The organism is Corynebacterium sp. HMSC075F02, from assembly GCF_001838335.1.
Taxonomy (GTDB): Bacteria; Actinomycetota; Actinomycetes; order Mycobacteriales; family Mycobacteriaceae; genus Corynebacterium; species Corynebacterium jeikeium_D.
The window spans coordinates 1-21324 of the sequence record NZ_KV836308.1 but is presented as its reverse complement, the minus strand read 5'-3'; the positions used below and the strand labels follow the sequence as shown (position 1 = coordinate 21324).

The 21324-nt window shown below is 57.3% G+C and carries 19 protein-coding genes and 1 tRNA gene; 14 read left to right on the top strand and 6 right to left on the bottom strand.

Annotated elements, in window-relative coordinates:
* Window positions 1–58 precede the first annotated feature (58 nt).
* Together HMPREF2920_RS03255 and HMPREF2920_RS03250 are read left to right on the top strand one after the other, a co-directional pair.
* On the top strand, window positions 59–1072 hold the full coding sequence (locus HMPREF2920_RS03255; protein WP_070549586.1) for an App1 family protein: 1014 nt from the start codon (window positions 59–61) through the stop codon (window positions 1070–1072).
* Window positions 1069–1761: an AAA family ATPase gene (locus HMPREF2920_RS03250; RefSeq protein WP_070853993.1), complete on the top strand. Its 693-nt coding sequence runs from the start codon at window positions 1069–1071 to the stop codon at window positions 1759–1761. Before HMPREF2920_RS03255 ends, HMPREF2920_RS03250 begins: the two co-directional genes overlap by 4 nt.
* Here the strand turns inward: HMPREF2920_RS03250 and HMPREF2920_RS03245 are convergent.
* Window positions 1745–3127, bottom strand: a complete 1383-nt coding sequence (locus HMPREF2920_RS03245) for a DHA2 family efflux MFS transporter permease subunit (RefSeq protein WP_070853992.1) — start codon at window positions 3125–3127, stop codon at window positions 1745–1747. The genes HMPREF2920_RS03250 and HMPREF2920_RS03245 overlap by 17 nt on opposite strands.
* 59 nt (window positions 3128–3186) lie before the next feature.
* Here HMPREF2920_RS03245 and HMPREF2920_RS03240 point away from each other — a divergent pair, with 59 nt between their 5' ends.
* Window positions 3187–3603 (top strand): iron chaperone, encoded by a 417-nt coding sequence (locus HMPREF2920_RS03240; protein WP_070546987.1) that lies wholly within the window; start codon window positions 3187–3189, stop codon window positions 3601–3603.
* 24 nt (window positions 3604–3627) lie between these two features.
* Here HMPREF2920_RS03240 and HMPREF2920_RS03235 read toward each other — a convergent pair whose 3' ends face one another.
* Window positions 3628–5001, bottom strand: coding sequence for an aminotransferase-like domain-containing protein (locus HMPREF2920_RS03235; RefSeq protein WP_070546985.1), 1374 nt, complete (start codon window positions 4999–5001; stop codon window positions 3628–3630).
* Between HMPREF2920_RS03235 and HMPREF2920_RS03230 the strand changes: the two genes are divergently transcribed.
* Together HMPREF2920_RS03230 and HMPREF2920_RS10980 are read left to right on the top strand one after the other, a co-directional pair.
* Complete coding sequence (locus HMPREF2920_RS03230) at window positions 5000–6262, top strand: aminotransferase class I/II-fold pyridoxal phosphate-dependent enzyme (protein WP_070546983.1); 1263 nt, start codon at window positions 5000–5002, stop codon at window positions 6260–6262. The two genes, HMPREF2920_RS03235 and HMPREF2920_RS03230, sit on opposite strands and share 2 nt — an antisense overlap.
* A gap of 124 nt (window positions 6263–6386) precedes the next feature.
* On the top strand, window positions 6387–6509 hold the full coding sequence (locus HMPREF2920_RS10980; RefSeq protein ID WP_255351592.1) for a hypothetical protein: 123 nt from the start codon (window positions 6387–6389) through the stop codon (window positions 6507–6509).
* 38 nt (window positions 6510–6547) lie between these two features.
* Here HMPREF2920_RS10980 and HMPREF2920_RS03220 read toward each other — a convergent pair whose 3' ends face one another.
* Entirely contained in the window at window positions 6548–7363 is an 816-nt protein-coding gene (locus HMPREF2920_RS03220) for a hypothetical protein (protein WP_049172588.1), read from the bottom strand.
* Between the two features lie 632 nt (window positions 7364–7995).
* Window positions 7996–8079 (bottom strand) — tRNA-Leu (locus tag HMPREF2920_RS03215).
* 265 nt (window positions 8080–8344) lie between these two features.
* Here HMPREF2920_RS03215 and HMPREF2920_RS03210 point away from each other — a divergent pair.
* The 7 genes from HMPREF2920_RS03210 (at window position 8345) to pknB (ending at window position 17591) form a co-directional block, all read left to right on the top strand.
* Complete coding sequence (locus HMPREF2920_RS03210) at window positions 8345–9244, top strand: DUF3662 and FHA domain-containing protein (protein ID WP_070439233.1); 900 nt, start codon at window positions 8345–8347, stop codon at window positions 9242–9244.
* 149 nt (window positions 9245–9393) lie between these two features.
* Window positions 9394–9855: an FHA domain-containing protein FhaB/FipA gene (locus tag HMPREF2920_RS03205; RefSeq protein WP_016421758.1), complete on the top strand. Its 462-nt coding sequence runs from the start codon at window positions 9394–9396 to the stop codon at window positions 9853–9855.
* Window positions 9852–11186 carry a PP2C family protein-serine/threonine phosphatase gene (locus HMPREF2920_RS03200; RefSeq protein WP_049193413.1) on the top strand — a complete coding sequence of 445 codons (1335 nt, stop codon included), beginning with the start codon at window positions 9852–9854 and terminating at the stop codon, window positions 11184–11186. Before HMPREF2920_RS03205 ends, HMPREF2920_RS03200 begins: the two co-directional genes overlap by 4 nt.
* Complete coding sequence (locus HMPREF2920_RS03195; protein ID WP_069358904.1) at window positions 11183–12544, top strand: FtsW/RodA/SpoVE family cell cycle protein; 1362 nt, start codon at window positions 11183–11185, stop codon at window positions 12542–12544. Before HMPREF2920_RS03200 ends, HMPREF2920_RS03195 begins: the two co-directional genes overlap by 4 nt.
* Window positions 12545–13981, top strand: coding sequence for a penicillin-binding transpeptidase domain-containing protein (locus HMPREF2920_RS03190; protein WP_016421755.1), 1437 nt, complete (start codon window positions 12545–12547; stop codon window positions 13979–13981).
* 2 nt (window positions 13982–13983) lie between these two features.
* Window positions 13984–15468: a serine/threonine-protein kinase gene (locus HMPREF2920_RS03185; RefSeq protein WP_070595878.1), complete on the top strand. Its 1485-nt coding sequence runs from the start codon at window positions 13984–13986 to the stop codon at window positions 15466–15468.
* A gap of 53 nt (window positions 15469–15521) precedes the next feature.
* Complete coding sequence (gene pknB, locus HMPREF2920_RS03180) at window positions 15522–17591, top strand: Stk1 family PASTA domain-containing Ser/Thr kinase (RefSeq protein WP_070853991.1); 2070 nt, start codon at window positions 15522–15524, stop codon at window positions 17589–17591.
* A 3-nt stretch (window positions 17592–17594) separates the two neighbouring features.
* On the opposite strand, the gene HMPREF2920_RS03175 is transcribed toward pknB, so the two are convergent.
* A complete protein-coding gene (locus tag HMPREF2920_RS03175; RefSeq protein WP_048731900.1) occupies window positions 17595–18266 on the bottom strand; it encodes an aminodeoxychorismate/anthranilate synthase component II in 672 nt (223 codons plus the stop codon).
* A gap of 135 nt (window positions 18267–18401) precedes the next feature.
* On the opposite strand from HMPREF2920_RS03175, the gene crgA reads away from it, so the two are divergent.
* Complete coding sequence (gene crgA / locus HMPREF2920_RS03170) at window positions 18402–18671, top strand: cell division protein CrgA (RefSeq protein ID WP_005511903.1); 270 nt, start codon at window positions 18402–18404, stop codon at window positions 18669–18671.
* Between the two features lie 697 nt (window positions 18672–19368).
* Here crgA and HMPREF2920_RS03165 read toward each other — a convergent pair.
* The gene (locus HMPREF2920_RS03165; protein ID WP_369707163.1) at window positions 19369–19905 is read right to left on the bottom strand and encodes a peptidylprolyl isomerase; all 537 of its coding nucleotides are present in this window, start codon (window positions 19903–19905) and stop codon (window positions 19369–19371) included.
* A gap of 304 nt (window positions 19906–20209) precedes the next feature.
* Between HMPREF2920_RS03165 and HMPREF2920_RS03160 the strand changes: the two genes are divergently transcribed.
* Window positions 20210–21124 (top strand): hypothetical protein, encoded by a 915-nt coding sequence (locus tag HMPREF2920_RS03160; RefSeq protein ID WP_070853990.1) that lies wholly within the window; start codon window positions 20210–20212, stop codon window positions 21122–21124.
* The last annotated feature ends 200 nt before the right edge of the window (window positions 21125–21324 follow it).

Sequence of the window (21324 nt, the reverse complement as noted above, 5' to 3'; positions counted from 1 at the left end):
TTGGGCGACCAACCTACGCGCACCCTCCCCCGTCCTGTCAACCCGTATCCTGGAAAGCATGTCCGTGGCAGATGTCGTCCGCAAGACCGAGAGAAGGATCAACGCGCTGGCCGCCAAGCGTTCCAAAAACGCTGGTTGGGAACCGGAAATCATCGGTTTCACCGGGTACGGAAATGCAGAGCGCGTGCGCGTATTCGGCCGTGTCCTCCTGAAGGATCCGGCCAAAAAACGAGACGAAGAACGAAACAAAAAACGCGGATTTTGGCAGTTCTTTACCGTCGAACTCGCGGACTTTCCCGTCACCATCACTGCCGGCGACCGCACGGTGGAAACCACCACGGATAGCAACGGCTATATCGAGGTACTAATCAGGAATCACGGCCTGGAACCCGGCTGGCACGAAATCACCATCAACGACACTCCTGCAGAGGTCCTCATCCTCTCCCCGGAGACCAAATACGGCATCGTCTCCGATATTGATGACACCGTTTTGGTCACTATGCTGCCGCGCGCCCTCATCGCCGCCTACAACTCCTGGGTCAAGGAGACAGATGAGCGCAAGGCCGTCGCTGGCTTCGGCGAGTTCTATGCGCAACTTCGCCGTCGTTACGCGAGCAAAACGGACGAGGACACGGACGTCCCCGTCATCTACCTTTCCACCGGAGCGTGGAACACCTTCAGCACACTAAAAAAGTTCCTGCACCGCAACAACTTGCCGAAGGGCCCACTGCTTCTCACCGATTGGGGGCCAACGCCCACCGGCCTGTTCCGCTCCGGCAAGGAACACAAGAAGGTGCGGCTGCGGGACCTGTTTATTGACTTCCCCGAGATCAACTGGATCCTCGTCGGCGATGATGGCCAGTACGACCCGCTCATCTACGGCACGGCCGCGGCGGAGCATCCCGACAAGGTCGCGGCCATCGCAATCCGCAACCTCACTCCCAGCGAGCACGTGCTCTCTCACGGCACGGCGGTGCCAATTGAAAAGTTGGAGAACAAGGAGGTCCCGTTCATCGAGGGCGCCGACGGCTATGAACTGCTCAAACAGATTGACCAGCTGCCGCAACCATGATCTATCTCCGTCATGCCCGTATTCACGATGATGCCGAGCTCCCGGCGTACGTCGTAAAGCTCGCGCTGCCCTTCCCCATGACCTTCACCACGCCGATTACCATCCTGACCGGCGAAAACGGCAAGGGAAAGTCGACGGTGCTGGAGGCGTTGGCATCGGCGATGGGGGTCGATACAGACGGCGGCTCGCGATACAAGACGCAAGAGCGCACCTCCCCAGTCCCCCTGGCGCTGACCAGGCGCAATCCCCCGGATACGTTTTTCTTTCGCGGCGACGCGCACCTGAACCTCGCGCGCTATTACGAGTCGCTTGGGCAGCTACCAGGTGGCAGAGAAATGGCAGACCTCACCCAGATGAGCCACGGCCAATCCATCATGACGCTGGCCGAACGCCGCTTCAGCGCCGAATCACTGATCTTCCTCGACGAACCCGAGGCCGGACTGTCGGTCCTACGCCAACTGGAGCTCCTCGGCCGCCTCGGCGCGCTCGCGGAAGCCGGCGCACAAATCATCATGGCGACGCATTCCCCCATCCTGCTCGCCGCACCGGAAGCAACAATCATTTCGCTTGACGACGCCGACACCACCCACTTCGAAGACACCCTCGCGGTACGGACAACCAGGGACTTCCTAGCCGATCCCGTCGGCATCGCGGACTACATGGTGGAGCGTTTTACTTCGGATTCTTAAGCCCCAGCGCCGCGACGACACCCACGGCCGACAGCGCCACCGGTAGCCACATCGCGTCACTCATGGCGGTGGTGAAGTCGCCACGGTTACTGCTGAGCGCCGCGGCCATGACGGTGGCAATCAGTGCGCTGCCCAGCACACTGCCAATCTGGCGGATGGTGTTGTACACACCGGAAGCGGCACCGGCGAGGGACGGGTCGATGTTGCGGGTGGCAGCCGTCGACAGCGTGCCCCATATAAACGCGTTTGCCACACCGAATGCGGCGCCCGGCAGCAGCAGCCACAGCACGGAGAGATCCTCGTGGATGAGGTAGTGGAACCCGAGCATGCCCACCAGTGAGGACCCAAAACCAATCAGCGCGAACTCACGGAACTTCAGCCGGTCTAGCATTCGCCCAGTCCACGGCGCCATGACACCAGAGATGAGCGCCTGCGGCACGAGCAGCAGTGAGGCCTGGATGGTCGATAGGTCGCGAGCATTCTGGGCGAAGAGGATAATCGGGAAACCGACCGCGACCACCAGCGCGCCCATCACGGCAATGGCCAGCGAGGAGATGGTGAAGTTGCGATCCTTAAAAAGGGACAGCGGCATCAGCGGTTCGGCCGTGGTCTTGGCCTCCCACGCGGTGAATAGTCCAAGAACCACCACGCCACCGGCAATCAGTGCCCAGATCCAACCGGACCAGCCGGCACTCTCCCCCTCCTGAATGCCGAAGACCAGCAGGAACATACCAATCGCGCTGAGTACAACACCGAGATAATCAATCTTGTTGCGGTGCGTCTCAAAGGTCGGCAGATAGCGGAACGCAAAAACGAGCCCGATCAGCCCAATCGGCACATTAATGAGGAAAATCCAGCGCCAACTCAGCAGCTCAATCAACACGCCACCGGCCAGCGGCCCCGTCAGCGAGGCAATTCCGGCCGCCGCACCCCACAGGCCCATCGCCGCGCCACGATGCGCCGGCGGAAACATCTGCGTAATCAGCGCCATCGTCTGCGGCGTCAGCAGCGCGGCCCCCAGTCCCTGCACCACGCGGGCAATGATCAGCATGCTTAACGACGGCGCCAACCCACACGCCAGCGACGCCAACACGAAGATAACCAGGCCCGCTACATAGGTGTGCTTGACTCCCCAGAGGTCACCGAGCCTGCCGGTAATGAGCAACGGCACGGCATAGGCCAGCAGATAACCACTGGTCACCCACATGACCTGGTTGAGCTCACCGCCCAGTTCATGCTGGATGGTGTTGATACCAACGGTGACAATGGTGGCGTCGACCAGAATCATGAAGAAGCCGAGCAACACGGTCCATAGCGCTGGCCACGCCTTTTTGGGATCAAACTGAGTATTCAAATCTGTAGCCACTCGGAGTCATGTTAGTTGATGGCTCGGGTGTTAGTTGATGGCACAGTAAAATCCAGGCCATGGCTGTTCAGCATATGACCGATGAAACCACCGCCGAGTTCTTCGCCAATCACCTCTCGCGGGTAGATGATGACACGCAGCGCACTGTCGCTCTCGAGGTGTTGGAATGGGTTCATGAAAAGTACCCGGAACTCGGCGTTCGCATTGCCTGGAATCAGCCGATGTTCACGCTCGATGGCACTTTTATCATCGGTTTTTCCTACGCCAAGAAACACATGTCCATCGCCCCAGAGCGCGACGGCATTGTGAAGTTCTCCGACGAGTTCGATGACCGCGGCCTCTCCTATGGCAAAATGATGGTCCGTTTCCCCTGGCCAAAAGATGGCAAAGCCGAGTCCATGCCGCTGGACCTGCTGGCCAAGATGATTGAGTTCAACATCGAGGACAAGCGCGGGATGACCAAGTTTTGGCGGTAGGAAGGTCTCCGTCGAATTTAGTGGCTAGCCCGAAACCACGCTGTCCAGAATCATCGCAGCATCAACAAATCTCTCGGGATGGGGACCCGCGAAGTTCAGGCGTAAATACGGGCCGATTTCCTCGGAGGGAAACCAGTCCCGTCCTGGCGCAACTATCAGTCCCCGTCCTTCGCAACGTTCGGCAACCTCTTGGGGGTCTGTGCCATCGGGAAGCCTGCACCACAAGTTGAGTCCTCCTTGAGGCACGTGTGGAGTTTCCACCGACGGCGCATATCTGGATAAAGCTTCAAGCAAATCATTTCGTCGCTGTCGCAGTGCGACCTGCATATTTTTGAGGTGCGTCGCGTACGCACTTTGCTTGACGACGTCCAGCGCCACGGCCTGCAAAATTCCACTGGTGTACAACGCTTCGGCTGAAACTTCTGCGAGTATCCGCTGAAGAACCGGCCCCTTGGCAATTACTGCCCCTACCCGAACTGCAGGCGAAATCACCTTTGTCAGCGATCGCAGATAGATGACATGCCCTTCGGCATCATCCGCCGCTATCGGAACATCAGGTGCGTCGAATGCGAAATCATGTGCCCAATCGTCCTCAATGAGGAAAGCGTTGAACGCTCTTATGATTTCAATAATTGTTTTACGACGAGCTGTCGACCACCGTTTCCCATGAGGGTTACCGAACGTGGGTTGACCATAAAAAGCTCGTGCAGAACTCGTTCGTAGCAGCCTCTCCAAACTCTCGGGGATTGGCCCCTCATCATCACTTTCCACTGGTAGTAGAGAAATCCCAGCCTGCCGAGCAGCCAGGATTGCACCCCAATATGAAGGCGACTCAATGATGAGTTCCTTCGGTGAAATGGCACGAAAAATGGCACCGAGCCCGCTCTGTGTGCCCGGAACAATAACCACATCGCGCTCATTTGCCCGTACCAGTTGCGAAGCAAACCACTGCCGCAGTTCTGCCATCCCCCGCACCGGTGCTCGTCGATAGGCATCGCACGATTTACTGACTCTGGTAAGCGCTCTTCGTACCAAGTTCGTTGGCAGCAGAGATTCATCCGGATAACCGGAATGCAGACTGATTGCCTCATCAGTGGAAGCTCTCTGGGTGGCGGCCAGAACCCTTCCGGTATTGGGCTGAGGTCCCAGCGCTCCGACTTGCCAGCTAAAGTCCGCCCGTGGGAGTTGTTGGCGATGCCTGACGAATACCCCCACGCCGACTCGCACTTCTACCAGTCCGCGGGTAGCCAGTTCGTGGATAGCGTTTCGCACTGTCACCGGGCTAACCGAATACGACCGTGTGATTTCACGGCTGGATGGCAGCTTTTCTCCGGCTTTGTGTTGCGCAATCCACGTTTCCAGCTCGCCGACCAACATAGACGTGCTACTGTTAACCATGAATATACATAGTAGCGCTATCGTATCGAAGCGCGCAGTGCTATCCTGCCCAATCCATTTTTCGCATCACCTCGATAATGTTCTCTATGACCTGCGCGGACCAATTCAGGACAAGGCCGACGAGCTACAGCGCCAGGGCGTAAAGGTCATTCCCCTCAATGTCGGAAATCCTGCCCCATTCGGCTTCCGGCCATCTGCAGAGGTACTTTCCGCTATGCACCGTGGCCTCGAGGAAACTTCTGGATACTCAAATTCCCTCGGCCTGAGCGACACCCGTCAGACTGTCGTGGACTACTACTCGCAGAATGAGGACTTCCCCGCCCTCGATAGCAATCACGTTCTTGTCGGAAATGGTGTCTCGGAGCTGGTAAACCTATGTCTACAAGCTCTCATCAACGACGGTGATGAAATCCTCATCCCCTCACCCGACTATCCACTCTGGACCGCATCCACCACCCTCGCCGGCGGAGTCCCCGTGCACTATTCCTGCCTAGAAGAAAATAATTGGCAGCCAGACGTCGATGCCATACGCGAGTCCATCACAGCCAAAACTCGGGCGATTGTCATCATCAATCCAAACAATCCCACAGGCGCCATCTACTCACCGGAGACTCTCTCCCAGATTGCCCAGCTCGCACGTGAGCACAATCTAGTGCTGCTTTCCGACGAAATCTACGACCGCATTGTGTACCCTGGAGCCTCGTTCACTCCAACAGCTTGCCTAGCGCAGGATGTCCCCTGCTTAACGTTCTCCGGCCTTTCCAAGACGCATCGCTTGGCCGGATTGAGAGCTGGATGGGTGACTGCAACTGGATTTCGCGAACAGGACACCCTGCTTAAAGGAATTCGACTACTGGCCTCAATGCGGATGTGCGCCTCAATTCCAGCCCAGCACGCGATTGCTGCCGTGCTGGGCAAAGAACACAGCATCGACAATTTAGTACGACCCGGTGGCCGCCTCTTCGAACAAAAAGTTGCTGCCACTACAGCACTCAGCAAGATTCCCGGAATCTCGTTCATCGAGCCGCAAGGGGCGCTGTACATTTTCATTCGACTAGACGGCAATATTTACGAAATTGATAAGGATGAGGACTTCGTTCTCTCGTTTCTGGAAGCAGAACACATTCACATCGTCCAAGGCAGCGCTTTCAATGTGAAAGGCGGGACATATGTCCGGATTACTTTTCTTCCTGAGGTCGAGACAATTGAACATTTCGCCGCTCGCTTCGCAGCTCACCTGGAGAAGTACGCTAAGCGCTAGCCCCTACCTACATCGCTAAATCCGCCAGGGCATCCTCATCAATAAAGGCCGTCCATCTTCGACCCGCGCAGGTATTGAAAAGTTCTCCGACGAGTTCGATGCCCGCGGCCTCTCCTACGGAAAAATGATGGTCCGCTTCCCCTGGCCAAAGGATGGCAAGGCCGAGTCCATGCCGCTCGACCTGCTGGCCAAAATGATTGAGTTCAACATCGAGGACAAGCGCGGGATGACCAAGTTCTGGCGGTAGGTCGGGGTTGATTACCAGCCCTGGAAGCTGCCAAGCACTTAATGAGCATTCCTTTCCTCAGCGAGATCACGCAGGAATGTGTCTTTGTCGTCGCAGTAAATCTCAATCGAGGAAACCATCATTGGTCCCTTGTAAAGATCTTCTGCCACGACCTGCGAATCGACTTCTAACTTGACGTTCACTTCACTCAAAACAGGCACCCTGAGATTGCCGTGCTCGTCAATTGCTACGTCCCCTCCTTCACCTGCCGTTACGGAGCTCGCATGACGTAAGTGTGACCACGGAATTTCGCAAATAAGCCTTCGCCCATTTCGCAGTACGAGTCCTTGCGGTGTCATTAGATGTGGATGATCCCGAACAGTTACGTAAAATCCAGATAAAAGAACTACGGCATAAACACTAATTACCAGCAATAAATATCGCCAAAACGCATTAGAAATAGCAAAATGCACTATGCTTATTTCTGCAACGCTCAGCGCCAGTATCATAAAAACAACAGTTCGAAGGTTTCTATATGCTGTGAAGGATCTGACTTCACTGTCGACATTTCTCTGAGGCTTAAAAAAGGTGAAAGCAGCTAGCAGCGAACCAACTTCCGAAACGAGTAACGCTAGTATTTTTCGAGGTACGCCAAATTTCTTTGACGTCTCGGACAGCGAAGAAGCCCATGACCTGCCATTTCTGAGATAGTCTTGCCACATACCTCCAAACAGTAAGAGAAAAGCCGCAACCACCACGGCAAGTGGTAACAGGAATACCCAACCCGGCAAACCAGATACCACATTCATAAGAAGGAAAAGAACTCCTTCAAAAATAATTGCGGCACCCAGCATTGCTCTAAATACAATTTTCATGTTTGCCTTCCGACTATGAATTGGCAGGTTTTCCTCGGAAGAAGATTACTCACCAAACGGGCTCTCTCTTAATACTTCTTACACATTCTTGAGTTGCCTTTTCACGATATGAACAGGTACCAAATGGTCGTTAAAATATGGCCGTAAGCCAAGCTCATGACTGAACACCGCTATATCAATGCCCCAGATGGGGGCCGACTGCCCTCATGCACATCTCAAAACTATTCAAGTTTTCTTCTACTTTCAATACAAAATGAGTTGTGAGATTTCTACATTTCTTCTCGTGAGCCGTTGCAATGCTAGCTGGCCGACGCATCCGACGACTTATGGCCACGCTATTCACCTATCGATGCGCTACAGCGTGTCCACAAGTGAATAGCGCATCGACAAGTGAAAGAGCCTGGCCCACAGCGTGCGCATAAGTGCCGAAAAAGCATCGATAAGTCGAGAATACATCGATAAGTCCCCGAAACCTGGCCATAAGTGCCGGACAGGGTTAAAGGGGGGGGGTAAAGGACAAGCCAACAATCTCAGCTCAGCATCTGCCTCTGCTTCAACCCAAACCCCACTCCAACCGCCACCGCAAACAAAAAAATCCTCGGAAGCTTTTACACTTCCGAGGATCTTCGCTGTGGGCGAAGGGGGACTTGAACCCCCACGTCCGTAAAGGACACTGGCACCTGAAGCCAGCGCGTCTGCCATTCCGCCACTCGCCCGTGGGAACGAATAGAACTATAACACCCCGCGCTAATACACCACCAAATCCCCAGGCCAGCGCGCGTTTTCCACCACTTTTCAGCACTTAGCAATAGCAACTTCCTCCACAACCGTCGTCACTATTTGATAAACCTCAGTAGTTCCTAGCCCTTAACTGAAGGTGTAGGGCTCTATACTGTTGCTTAAGTATCGATAATTTTTGTGCACATTTTTTTCACGTAACCCGCCGCGGTTTGGCGGGAGAAGGCGAATTTCTTTAGTCAGATGGATTTCCTAGGACGCATCCGCAAGCTCGATAGCTCGCTTCAGCGCGGGCTCGATAACAGCTTTGCGCGCGTGTTCGGCGGCAAGGTTGTCCCGAATGAGTTAGAAGAATGCCTGAAGCAAGAAATTGAAGACTTCCTGATGCAGGACGCCAACGGTCAGTACTTGGCACCCAATGATTTCCGCATTGGCATCAGCGCTGCCGACTACAAGAACCTTTCTGCGTCCGAGCCCAACCTGCCGAATCAGTTGGCTGACCGCATGACACGCTACTGCCGTAACAACGGCTGGGGCTTCACCGGTTCCATTAGCGTCCACCTGCAGGCAGTGGAGTCTCTCCACACCGGCCAGTTGAAGACGGCCAGCACTTTCACCGAGGACACCGTGGGCACCTCGGAGTTCGCCCCATTCGAGGACAGTGCCGATGATGCCAACACTGACGCAGCCCCGTCGCAAAGCGATGATGAACCCCAAGCTGCAGAGACCTCTGCCGCCTACCACCCGCAGCCTGAAGCTGAGCAGTTCCCCACCGCTTCCCGCCCCATCCCCGCGGTCGACCCAGAGGCTGCAACTGAGCTGAGCAGCGCGACCGTGGGCGAAGACCAGTCCCAGGAAAAGACCGTCACCCTGCTGTTGCAGGACGGCTCCTCGCGCGTATTTGAGGTGCGCCATGGTTCGAACATCATCGGCCGCGGCACCGCTTCCGACTTCCGTCTCCCGGATACTGGTGTTTCCCGCCAGCATGCCGAGATCACGTGGGACGGCCAGGACGCTGTGCTCGTCGATTTGCATTCGACCAACGGCACCATTGTCAATGGCGAACCCATTGAGAACTGGCTGCTGGCTGACGGCGACGAAATCTCGCTGGGGCATTCTGTTCTCGAAGTTCAGATCCGCTAGTTAAATCCGCTGATTCAGATCCGCTAAGTAGTGAGGTTCACCAGGTTCACATGCCACTGCCCTAGGTTTGCCGACACATTCCTGGAATAATTACGTCCGTGTGTTCGGTTTGCGGACCCACCAGCTCTACATAAGGAGGTTCCTCGGACGTGGAAGCTATCGTTTTTCTGCTTTCGCGCATCGGCGTGCTGGTCGTCCTGTGGTTTTTCATTTGGATGACGCTTCGCACCCTGCGTACAGAAACAACAGGCTCGGCTCCGCTGCGCCCACTTCGGCAGGCCAGCAGTGCTCCGGCCAAGCGTTTCCAGCGCTCGCAGACTCCACATCAGCTCCTTGTCACCTCCGGGCCGCTGGCGGGTTCGCGCATGAACCTAAACAACCAACGCGACATCACTATTGGCCGTTCAGAGTCGAATGCCTTCGTCCTCAACGATGACTTCGCCTCGGGCCAGCACGCTCGCGTCATCAACCGCGACGGCATCTGGTACCTGGAAGACCTGGACTCCCGCAATGGCACATTCCTCAATGGCCAGCGCGTGGAACAGCCGGAACGCCTGGCTTCGGGTATGGAATTTCGTATTGGCCGTACAACTTTGAGGTTGCAACCATGAGTCTTGCTCTGAATTACACGGCCCGCTCTGACCGCGGCCTCATCCGACAGAACAACGAGGACTCCGCCTATGCGGGTTCGCGTCTGCTCGCGCTTGCCGACGGCATGGGTGGCCACGCCGCCGGAGAAATCGCATCTCAGCTGATGATTGCGGCCGTCTCTCGGCTGGACAATGATCAGCCCGGCCCCGATTTGCTCGAGTCCCTGCGCAGCGCCTGCATGGAGGGCAATAACTCCATCGCGGATGAAATTGAGCAGAACCCCTCTACGCAAGGCATGGGCACTACGCTGACTGCTCTGCTTTTCGACGGCACCCGCCTGGGCATGTGCCATGTCGGTGACTCGCGTGGCTATCTGCTGCGCGACGGGGAGCTCATCCGCATTACCCGGGATGACACCTATGTGCAGTCCCTGGTGGATGAGGGCAATCTCACCGAAGAAGAAGCGGCAATTCACCCTCAGCGCTCACTGATTTTGAAGGCTCTCACCGGTCGCCCGGTGGAGCCTACTTTGTCTTATCGCGATGTTCACGAGGGCGATCGCTACCTGCTGTGCTCGGATGGTCTATCCGATCCAGTGTCCGCGGACACCATCAAAGACGTGCTCTCGGAGGGCACTCCGGACGAGGCCGCTACCAAGCTCATTGACTACGCGTTGAAGTCCGGTGGTCCGGATAACATCACCGTGGTGGTTGCCGATGTTGTCGATTCGTCGGCACGCACGCCTTACGAGCCCGCCCTGGCCGGTGCCCTGCAGAGTGCGGAGGAGGAACTCCCCCGCCCCAATACGTCAGCGGGACGCGCGGCGGCACTCCGCCCGCGGAAGTCACAGGAAATTGCAGTGACTTCGGCGCCGGAGAAGAAAGCTTCCAAGGGCAAGTGGCTAGTTATTTCTGTGGTGCTGGTGCTGGTGGCCGGGTTGGTCGGCCTTGGTATTTGGGGCTGGCAGAAGAAGGAGTCGATGTACCATCTCGCGGTGGTCGACGGGCAGGTGCAGCTGATGCACGGCGTGCCCGGCAGTTTGCTGGGCTTCGATCTGCAAGAGCCACATCAGTTCATCTGTTTGACCGATGACAATAAAGTTCAGCTTCCTCCGGCTGGGACGGCGAAGGAGAAGGTCGACTGCCACATCATGACGCCGGAAGATCTCTCACCGGCGGCACGCAATTCGCTGGAAGGTCTGCCAGCTGATTCCTACAACGGTGTCAGCGACCAGATTGGACGTTTGGCGGAGTCGGCGCTGCCGGTGTGTCTGTCCGTTTCCGACGATGACAAGAAGGATGAAAAGCTGGGCTCGAAGCCAGGAGTCAACTGTAGGCAGGTGCGAAAATGAGTGAAACTACCACGAAGCGACAGCTTCGGATGAAGGAAATGCTCCTGCTGCTGCTGTCGGCAGGATTGTTGCTTTTGGCACTAATTTCGCTGGAACTGGCTCAGGGTAACTCTCTGACCGGAGATGTCTTTTACATCATTGGCGGATTCTTTGTGATTTTTGCAGTGGCGCATATCGCGCTGACCTTTGTGGCGCCCAACGCCGATCAGGTGATGCTGCCGGTTGCAGCAACGCTCAATGCCTTGGGGCTGGTGATGATTCACCGCCTCGACCTGGCCAATGACACCTCGTTGGTGCGCAATCAGATCATGTGGACCGTACTCAGTGTCGCACTGTTTATCGGCGTGATTGTCCTGCTGCGCAACCACCACTCGCTGTCGCAGTACTCGTATCTGCTGGGTCTCGGCGGCTTGATTCTGTTGGCGCTACCGCTGGTGTGGCCGTCGTCGATTAATGCTGATGCCCGCATCTGGATTTCCATCGGCCCGTTCTCCATGCAGCCGGGTGAGTTTGCCAAGGTCATGCTGCTGATCTTCTTTGCTCAGCTGCTGGTGAATAAGCGCTCGCTGTTCAATGTGGCGGGCAAGCGTTTCCTGGGCATTGATTTCCCGCGTGTTCGCGACCTGGGTCCGATTCTGCTGATCTGGGGCATCGCTACCGTCATCATGGCTCTGCAGAATGACTTTGGCCCGGCGCTGGTGCTCTTCGGCACTGTGCTGGCAATGCTCTACGCTGCCACCGGTCGCGGTTCCTGGCTGATCATCGGCATGGTGCTGGTGACCGTCGGCGTTGTCGGTGTCTACATGGTTTCGGACAAGATTCAGGCGCGAGTCACGCATTTCCTGGATCCGTTGGGCTCCTACGACGAGGGCGGCTATCAGCTCTCCCAGGGTCTGTTCGGCATGAGCTGGGGTGGCATCGGTGGCACCGGTCTGGGCCAGGGCTACCCACAGAACATTCCGGTGGCACACTCTGACTTCATCCTCTCGGCCTTTGGTGAGGAGCTCGGTTTTACCGGCCTGAGTGCCATCATCCTGCTGTTCGCGATTCTGATTTCCCGCGGTATTTCGGCGAGCTTGGCGGTACGTGATTCCTTTGGCAAGCTGCTGGCGGCCGGTGTCGCATTCTCGATGGCCATTCAGCTGTTCGTGGTTGCAGCCGGTGTTTCCAAGCTGATGCCGCTGACCGGTCTGACTACTCCGTTCATGTCAGCCGGTGGTTCCTCACTGTTGGCCAGCTACATCATGTTGGCCATCGTGTTGCGCGTCTCTGACGAGGCCAACCGCCCCTGGGGTATTCCAAGCAACCCTTCGGGCCTCAACGACAATGTCAACGCATCTCAGGAGGTGAACCAGTAGATGAATAAGACCATTCGCCAAATCTTTGTTGTCGTTCTCGGACTCTTCGTTCTTCTACTGGCGAACCTGACCTACATCCAGGGCTTCCAGCAGGATAAGTACGCCCACAATCCGCTGAATAGCCGTCAGTTCCTGGAGGAAAAGTCCAAACCTCGCGGCCAAATCACCACTGACGGCGACATTCTGGCCCACTCGGTCAAGGGCGAGAGCGGCTTCTATGACCGCAGCTACGACACCGACCCGGAGGCATATGCCGCGGTGGTCGGATACCTGTCGGACATCTACGGCTCCGCCGGTATCGAACGCTCTCAGAACGAGATCTTGAACGGCAGCGACCCTTCGCTGTTTACCTCCCGCGCCCTCGACATGGTCACGGGCAAGGAACCCTCTGGGGCCTCCACGGAGCTGACGCTGTTGCCGAACGCTCAGCGGACTGCGTACCAACAACTCGCTGAACGCGGCTACGTCGGCTCCGCCGTCGCCATTCGCCCATCGACGGGTGAAATTCTCGCGATGGCCTCCACACCGTCGTTCAACCCGAATGACATCGCCGCCGGCGACGAGAGTACCTGGCAGTCCCTCAATAACAATGAGGGCGCACCGCTGCTCAACCACGCCACTCAGCGTCCGCTGCCGCCGGGTTCCACTTTCAAGGTGTTGACCACGGTCACGGCACTGGAGCAAGGCGCTTCCCCGGACACCTCGGTCACTGGCGCACCGCAGATTACGCTGCCGGATACCACCACTACGTTGGAGAACTACGGTGGCTCGACCTGTGGTGGGGCTACTACAACTCTCCGCCAGGCTTTCGCGCAGTCCTGTAATACGGCATTCGCTGAGCTCGGTATGCAGTACGGGGCCGATGCGCTCAAGGACGTCGCTAAGCGATTCGGCATCGGTGAGACCCACGATGACGCGGGCCTGCCGATTCAGCCCTCCGCTGTCGGTGATATTCCGGATCAGTCCTCGCTGGGTCAGACCTCCATTGGTCAGCGCGACGTGTCTTTCACGCCGCTGGACAACGCCATCATCGCCGCCACGATTGCCAACGGCGGCGTGCGCATGGAACCCCAGATCATCAAATCGGTGCGCGGTGCCGACCTCTCCGAAATCAAGTCCTTTAAGCCGATTGAAGCCGGCGAGGCGATTTCGCCGGAGGTCGCGGAGACCGTAACTGAGCTGATGCGCGGCTCCGAGTCGCACTCGGGCGGTAACGGTTCGCGTATTGCCTCCAAGACCGGTACCGCGGAACACGGTGCTGTCCGCGGCGAGTACGCACCGCACGTCTGGTACATCGCCTTCGCGCCGGACTCCGATGTCGCCGTGGCTGTCGTCGTGGAAAACGGTGGCGGCCAGGGCCAGGGCGCTACCGGCGCCTCCGTTGCTGCCCCGATTGGCCGTGCACTCATTGACGCGGTCGAACAGGCGGGTCGATAAGCATGGATGCCCACCAAGTTCAAGACATCGTTGGCGACCGATATCACGTTCGCCGTCTGCTCGGCCGTGGCGGCATGTCCACCGTCTGGCTTGCCGACGACGCCACCAGCGGCGAACTGGTTGCAATCAAACTTCTGAACCAGGAGTACTCGGACAACTACGAGTTCCGGCAGCGTTTCCAGAACGAAGCCGCCGCTGCGCGCAGCGTCAACAGCCCAAACGTGGTGAAGATTGTCACCTACGAGGAAGGCGACATCGGCAGCCACGGCGCGTGTTACATCGTCATGGAGTACATCCGTGGCGAATCTCTGTCGCAGGTGCTGCAGCGACGTCGCACCCTGCCAGAGCACCTGATGCTCGACGTGCTAGAGCAGACTGCACACGGCCTGTCGGCAATTCACGCTGCGAACCTTGTCCACCGCGACATTAAGCCGGGCAACCTCCTGGTGACGCCGGAGGGCACCGTGAAGATTACCGACTTTGGCATTGCCAAAGCCGCTGAAGCGGTGCCTCTGACGCGTACCGGCATGGTCGTCGGTACCGCGCAGTATGTCTCACCGGAGCAGGCACAGGGCAAACAGGTGAGTCCGGCGACAGACATCTACTCGCTTGGCTGTGTCGCCTACGAAATGGTGGCCGGCGCCCGGCCCTTCCAGGGCGACTCCACCGTCGCGGTTGCCGTGGCACACATCAACGAGGCACCACCTGCGTTGGCGCCGACGGTCAATCCGCATATCCGCGAACTTATCGGCATTATGCTGCGCAAGGATCCGCAGCGTCGCTATGCCGATGGCCGTGAGCTGGCACAGGCTGTTTTGCGAGTGCGCGCGGGGCACCGCCCACCACAGCCGCGTGGTGTGACCCCAACGGTGCACCGTCAATCCAACGCTGCCAACCCGGCGACCACCGAACTCGGTGCCATGACGCGACCGCCCATGCCGGTGTCGCAGCCACCGCAGCAACCGCAGCGGCCACCGCAGCAACCCGCCCGACAGCGTAAGCCGGCAAAGAAGCGCAGCGGCTGCGGTTGTGGCTGCGGCAGCATTGTGCTGTTGGTGCTGCTAGTGTTGCTGGCCGGTGCTATCGCGGTCGTCTATTCGCTGTCGACTACCGGTTCACTGCCAACCATTCCGAACTTGGAGCAGTACATTCCGAACCAGTCACAGCAGCAGACCACAGAGGAAAACACCGACCCCAACGACGGTTCTGGTTACGGTTGGTCGGGCGACAATTCCGGTAACTGGGGAAATAACGACGGCGGCAACTCTGGTGAAAACTACGGCGGCAACAATGACGGTGCCTCTGACAGCTCCACTGAGCAGGACACCAGCGAGACCGCTCCGGATACGTCCGAACCGACTCAGGATTCGGGCAACGACAGTGGCGACGACAGTGGCGACGACTCCAGTGGCGGTGGTCTACCCGGTATTCAATTGCCCTTGGGAAATGACTCCGGTAATACCTTGGGGACTCCAGATGCACAGTAATATTCAGGTACAAGATGTTTTGGTGGAAATCCTTCCGAAGGGACTGACGAACAATGTCTGGCAATGACGATCTCCTCTCCGGCCGTTATCGGCTCGGCGAGCTCATTGGCGTTGGCGGCATGTCCGATGTCTACCGCGCTGAAGATACTGTTCTCGGTCGCTCTGTCGCGGTCAAGATGATGAGGGCCGACCTTGCCAGGGATGAGAACTTCCTCGCAAGGTTCCGTCGTGAAGCGAAAAACTCAGCGCTGCTGAATCACCCGTCGATCGTGTCGGTGTACGACACCGGCGAGACGGATAGCCCGATGGGGCGCGTGCCTTTCATTGTCATGGAGCTGATTCAGGGCGAGACCCTGCGTGATCTTGTTCGTCGTGAGGGGCGGCTCGACCCGAAGAAGGCCGCATCGATCATGGCATCGGTGTGTGATGCGCTGACGGCATCCCACCATGCGGGCATTATTCACCGTGACATCAAGCCAGCGAACATCATGCTGACCAACACCGGCAAGGTGAAGGTGATGGACTTCGGCATCGCTCGCGCGCTCGGTGATTCCACCACGATGACGCAGACTGCGGCGGTGCTGGGTACCGCGCAATACCTCTCGCCGGAGCAGGCGCGCGGTAAGACCGCCGACGCCCGTTCCGATATCTACGCTGTCGGCTGCGTACTTTTCGAGGCCGTCACGGGCGCCCCGCCATTCACCGGTGAAACCCCTCTTTCTGTCGCTTACCAGCACGTTCAGGACCAGCCGCCGCGGCCTTCAGGGAAGCTCAACACCGACCCGAACACGGCTCAGGCCCTCGACGCGGTGCTGTTGACCGCGATGGCCAAGGATCCGATGGAGCGCTACGACTCCGCAGAGGACTTCGCCCAGGATTTGCGTCGTCTTGCACGCGGCGAGGATCCGTTGGCGCTGGCGCACCACGGCGCGCATGACGACGATGCGAAGACCACCGAATTCCTTCCGGCAACTCCGTCGGATGCTGAGACCCGGGTGACCCCTGCGCAGCAGGCAACTCCGGCTCCGGCTCCGGCCGCTGTCCCTGCTCCGGCTCCGGAACCGGAGAGAGTGGCTGCCCAGCCGGAAGCCCCTGCTCAGATCGCTAACACTGACGAGCCTGAGAAAAAGAAGGGTGGCGCAGGAAAGACTGTCGCACTGGCGGCTGCTGCGCTGGTCGCTCTCGGCGGTGTCGGCTACGGCGCCTACCAGCTTTTCAACTCGTCCACCGAGGTCGAGACCGTCGCCATTCCGCAGGTCGAGGGCCTAAATGTCAATGAGGCAACGCAGGTTCTCGAGCAGGCTGGTTTCGTGGTCAACCGCGTCGACGAGCCGAACCCAGATGTGCCCCGAGACACGGTGATTGCCACCGAACCGGGTGTCGGATCGGGGTTGCCGCAGGGATCTCGTATCAAGCTGCGCGTATCTTCGGGCCCAGAGTTGACCAATGTGCCGGATGTACGCGACAAACAGGCAGAGGAAGCTCGCCGCCTGCTCGAGGAGGCGGGGCTTGTCGTCAATCCGAAGCTGCAAGAGGAACCGAGTGAGGACGTTCCGCGCGGCAATGTCATCGAGCAGTCTCCAGCTGCCGGTTCTCAGGTGTCGAAGGGAACCCGCGTAACTTTGACTGTCTCCTCCGGTATCGAGACCAAGACTGTTCCGGATGTCACTGGTCAGAGGTTGGATTCCGCCCGCACGACCCTCGAATCCGCTGGTTTCGTTGTCGAGGTGGTGGAGGTTGACTCCACTGAGGAACAGGGAACCGTTGTTGAGGTTCCCCAGAAGGGCACGGAGCTCACCGTCGGAACGACTGTCGAGCTGCACGTTTCGCGCGGCAACCAAATTAAGATGCCACGAGTTGAGGGCCAGACTCGCAGTGATGCGGAGAAGGCACTCACCAATGCCGGCTTCGAGGGAACTATCCGCACCGAGGAAGTCACCACGCTGGATCTGTCCAAGGTCGACCACGTGGAGAAGGCCAACCCGTCAGCCGGCTCCAAGCTCAACAAGGACGGCGAGGTCACCCTGCGCGTCTACCGGCTGGGGGTTGCCCCGGAGAGCTCTTCAGAGGAACGGCCTGCTCCGGAACCTCCCATAAGGCTGCCGGATCTGCTGCCTAACTAGCGGCTAGTGTGCCAGCACGTCTGAGAAGGCGCGCTGGTACACGGCCTGCTGCTCTTCCAACTCCGCCAGGAGTTCCTCGGTGTACTCACCGCCGGCCAGCCGCAGCCAATTGACCAGCATGCGGTGCCCGTACTGGGTGAGTACCGACTCCGGGTGGTACTGCACGCCGTGAATCGGCAGGTCGCGGTGGCGCATCGCCATCAGCATGCCCGAATCCGTGAATGCCGTGGCAATGAGTTCCTCCGGCAGTGTCTTCGGATCCACCGTCAACGAGTGGTAGCGCGTGGCAATAAAAGGACTGGGCACATCGGCCAGAACACCCGTGCCGTCATGAGTGACCGGGGAGGTCTTGCCGTGCAACAGCTCGTCGGCACGCACGACCTGCGCACCAAAGACCTCACCAATCGCCTGGTGACCCAAGCACACACCCAACACCGGTGTCGGCTCGTCCTGCCTGCTCACCGCGCGAATAATGTCCTCTGTCCATCCAGCATTGGACGGCTCACCGGGACCGGGCGACAGTAGGATTGCATCAAATTGCTTTACGACGTCGTCAACATCGCGGAGACGCGCATCATCATTGCGCCAGACAGTAACCGTTTCGCCGAGCTGGCCTATGTACTGGACCAGATTGAATACGAAGCTGTCATAGTTATCGACGACGAGAATCTGCATAACTGGGGATTCTACTGCCTGCGAACTTCACTGGTAAGTTCGGATGCAAAGTTTACAATTATGCATATACCGCGGGAGTGTAGATACCGCGCTGATCGCAACCTGCTGACCACAACCTAAGGAGTTTAAAGCGCTATGCCTAAGGCAAAGATCGAAAGCACTAATTCACCACAATCCGGTGGCTCCTCCGTCAGCCGTACCCCGGTCAAAATCAACAGCACTCAGACGCCGGTGTGGTACAAGGTGCTGATGTTCGGGTTCATGCTGATTGGTTTGGGCTGGCTGCTGGTCAACTACATCGCGGGTCCGCATATTCCGTTCATGGTGACTTTGAACGCATGGAACTACGTCATCGGCTTTGGTCTTTTCATTGTTGGTCTGCTGATGACTATGGGTTGGCGTTAGTCAGCTCTAATACATCGCACCCCCTCAGGCGCATCCACTTTTGGATGCGCCTTTTTTTCATACCTAAAAACCCAGGTCAATTCACCCCCGTCAATACACCCGTTTCCCACACGTTTTTCGACGAATGAGGATTTCCCTCCTACTGATCGCGCAAAAAAGTTATCCACAGAAACCTGTGTAACAATCATGTAATTTGTGGATAACTGTGGAGAGATTTCGTCCCAAATTTCTCACGGGTTACGTGACAGAAACCGTAAAGCATGACAACTTTGGTTCTATCCCCTGTGTCCACAGTATCCACAGCCTGTGGATAACTCTGTGAACAAGTAACATAGTTGCAAGTCAAGTTGTGCGTAACTCCAATATTCTGCGGAGTTCGACCACTTTCGAACGCTGGTTCGTAAATTACAAGAATGGAATTATCCACACATGTGCACAAGTCTGTGGACAACTGTGAATTGTTGTAATTTGTGAAAATTGGAACCCGTAACGTGCTTCTTGGCCCGTGTTCACCTAGGTGAACAGTGGAGTATTTTTTCCACAGGGCTGTGGACATGTGGAGAATCAACACGATGTGCTACTACCCCCACTACCCCTAAACACAACATTGAAGTTACGGGCCGTCGTAAAGCGAAAATGGGCATGAAAAACCCGCCCGGAACAACCGGACGGGTTAAAGAGCGTAGAAGCTAGCGGATTACTTCTCGATGTCGATGGAGGTAATCACGACCGGCTCCAGCGGGCGATCCCAGTGATCGGTAGCCACACGAGCGATCTCGTCGACAACCTTCTTCGAGGCATCATCAGCGACCTCACCGAAGATGGTGTGAGCGCCATTGAGGTGCGGGGTCGGAACAACGGTGATGAAGAACTGGGAACCGTTGGTACCACGGCCGCCGCGCTTGCCGGCGTTTGCCATAGCGAGCAGGTACGGACGATCGAACTGGAGCTCCGGGTGAATCTCATCGTCGAACATGTAGCCCGGGCCGCCGGTGCCGGTGCCCAGCGGGTCACCACCCTGAATCATGAATCCAGCGATGATGCGGTGGAAGATGGCCTCATCGTAGAACGGGCCGGACTCGGTGCCAGAGGCGTTCTGCCCCTTGTACTCCTTGGTGCCTTCTGCCAGGCCGATGAAGTTGTCGACGGTATTCGGCGCGTGGTTGCCGAACAGGTCAATCACGATATCGCCATGGTTGGTGTGCACAGTTGCAGTAGCAGTCTTAATAGTCACGTTCCTTAGGATACCGACCTTGGTGGCCAATTGCTCCTACTGGTGAGTTTCTCCGTGGCAGAAACCAGCGAAAATGTTTCTCAAGATAAGGAAAAGAGTTCTTCGTTGACCCCCATGGAGGCCAAATAGTGCCTAAGCTGGAATGTGAGCCTGCTGCAAATATTTCGGCGCTAGGCCTAACTGGGCCCTAGCTCTTGGACTTAGAAGCATCTTGGTCTCAGAGGCACTGGCGCCGCAGCAGTATTAATCATTGATTGAGAATTAAAGGCGATGCCTGTTGGCGACGCACTAATAAAGGAGAGTCATGAACCCCAACGCAATCTCGCTGGCTGTCAAGGGACTGAAGTCCGCTTACGACAGCTACTCGGATTACCGGGACAAGAAGGCTGCAGAGCTCTACGACACGATGCAGGAGGCTAAGAAGGTGGCAGCTGCACAGAACGAGGCAGCAAAGGACGCAGCAACCAATTGGGCGGAAGACGTTAAGGAAAAGGTTTCCGACGCCCGCGATCAGCTCGCTGAGCAGGCCGAAGAACTGACCGGCAAGGTTGAGAAGAAGTCCAAGGAGACCAAGAAGCAGGCTAAGAAGGCTGCGAAGCAGGCTAAGAAGGCTGCGAAGCAGGCCGAGAAGGACGCTAAGCGCAAGGGCAAGAAGACCCGTTGCAAGGCTCGCTGCGAGGCTAAGAAGGCTGAAAAGAAGGCCAAGAAGGCTCGCAAGGACCTCGAGGTGCGTACCCAGAAGGCTATCGACAAGGTAACCGGTAAGGAAGAGCAGCGCGCCAAGAACGGTCGCATCGCAACCGCTTCCCTGGTCTTCGCTGTTGTTGCAGCAATCGTCGGTGTCATCGTTTGGAAGCTGCGCAAGGACGACAAGCTCCCGGTTGACCCAGCTCCATACCAGCAGAAGGCCCAGGAAGTTAAGCACAAGGTCGAAGAGAAGGCCGCAGAGGTCAAGGAGACCGTTGAAGAGAAGGCTTCTGAGGCTAAGGACAAGGCTGAAGAGGTAAAGGGCAAGGCAGCCGACAAGGCCGACGAGGCCAAGGACAAGGCTGCTGAGGCCAAGGAGACCACTGAGGAGAAGGCCGCAGAGGCTGCCAAGCAGGCTCAAATCAAGGTCGACGAGGTCAAGACCGAGAAGAAGAACGCTGACGACGCTAAGAAGATCTCTTCCAAGCCGTCCAAGCCGGCTCCGAAGCCGGGTCAGGCTCGCAAGAAGTAAATAGGCGGCTAGATAGCCAAAAGCCTTTTCACGCCCGATTGTTCTGTGCAGTTGATGCGCAGGCGGTCGGGCGTTTTTGGTTAAGCAGCAAACCTGACAACTTCAGAAAGACGGGCTGCAAATGTGAAACTGTGCAAGTTTATGACAGTTTCAAGCCATTTTTCACGCGGTAGGGTCAGGCGGTCATTGCATCATGGATA

Coding starts and splice junctions, on each gene's coding strand:
- HMPREF2920_RS03175 (WP_048731900.1), bottom strand. CDS start 18,266: ATGCAGATTCTCGTCGTCGATAACTATGACAGCTTCGTATTCAATCTG.
- HMPREF2920_RS03210 (WP_070439233.1), top strand. CDS start 8,345: ATGGATTTCCTAGGACGCATCCGCAAGCTCGATAGCTCGCTTCAGCGC.
- HMPREF2920_RS03240 (WP_070546987.1), top strand. CDS start 3,187: ATGGCTGTTCAGCATATGACCGATGAAACCACCGCCGAGTTCTTCGCC.
- HMPREF2920_RS03160 (WP_070853990.1), top strand. CDS start 20,210: ATGAACCCCAACGCAATCTCGCTGGCTGTCAAGGGACTGAAGTCCGCT.
- HMPREF2920_RS03230 (WP_070546983.1), top strand. CDS start 5,000: ATGAATATACATAGTAGCGCTATCGTATCGAAGCGCGCAGTGCTATCC.
- pknB (WP_070853991.1), top strand. CDS start 15,522: ATGTCTGGCAATGACGATCTCCTCTCCGGCCGTTATCGGCTCGGCGAG.
- HMPREF2920_RS03235 (WP_070546985.1), bottom strand. CDS start 5,001: ATGGTTAACAGTAGCACGTCTATGTTGGTCGGCGAGCTGGAAACGTGG.
- HMPREF2920_RS03255 (WP_070549586.1), top strand. CDS start 59: ATGTCCGTGGCAGATGTCGTCCGCAAGACCGAGAGAAGGATCAACGCG.
- crgA (WP_005511903.1), top strand. CDS start 18,402: ATGCCTAAGGCAAAGATCGAAAGCACTAATTCACCACAATCCGGTGGC.
- HMPREF2920_RS03250 (WP_070853993.1), top strand. CDS start 1,069: ATGATCTATCTCCGTCATGCCCGTATTCACGATGATGCCGAGCTCCCG.
- HMPREF2920_RS10980 (WP_255351592.1), top strand. CDS start 6,387: ATGATGGTCCGCTTCCCCTGGCCAAAGGATGGCAAGGCCGAGTCCATG.
- HMPREF2920_RS03190 (WP_016421755.1), top strand. CDS start 12,545: ATGAATAAGACCATTCGCCAAATCTTTGTTGTCGTTCTCGGACTCTTC.
- HMPREF2920_RS03185 (WP_070595878.1), top strand. CDS start 13,984: ATGGATGCCCACCAAGTTCAAGACATCGTTGGCGACCGATATCACGTT.
- HMPREF2920_RS03220 (WP_049172588.1), bottom strand. CDS start 7,363: ATGAAAATTGTATTTAGAGCAATGCTGGGTGCCGCAATTATTTTTGAA.
- HMPREF2920_RS03195 (WP_069358904.1), top strand. CDS start 11,183: ATGAGTGAAACTACCACGAAGCGACAGCTTCGGATGAAGGAAATGCTC.
- HMPREF2920_RS03200 (WP_049193413.1), top strand. CDS start 9,852: ATGAGTCTTGCTCTGAATTACACGGCCCGCTCTGACCGCGGCCTCATC.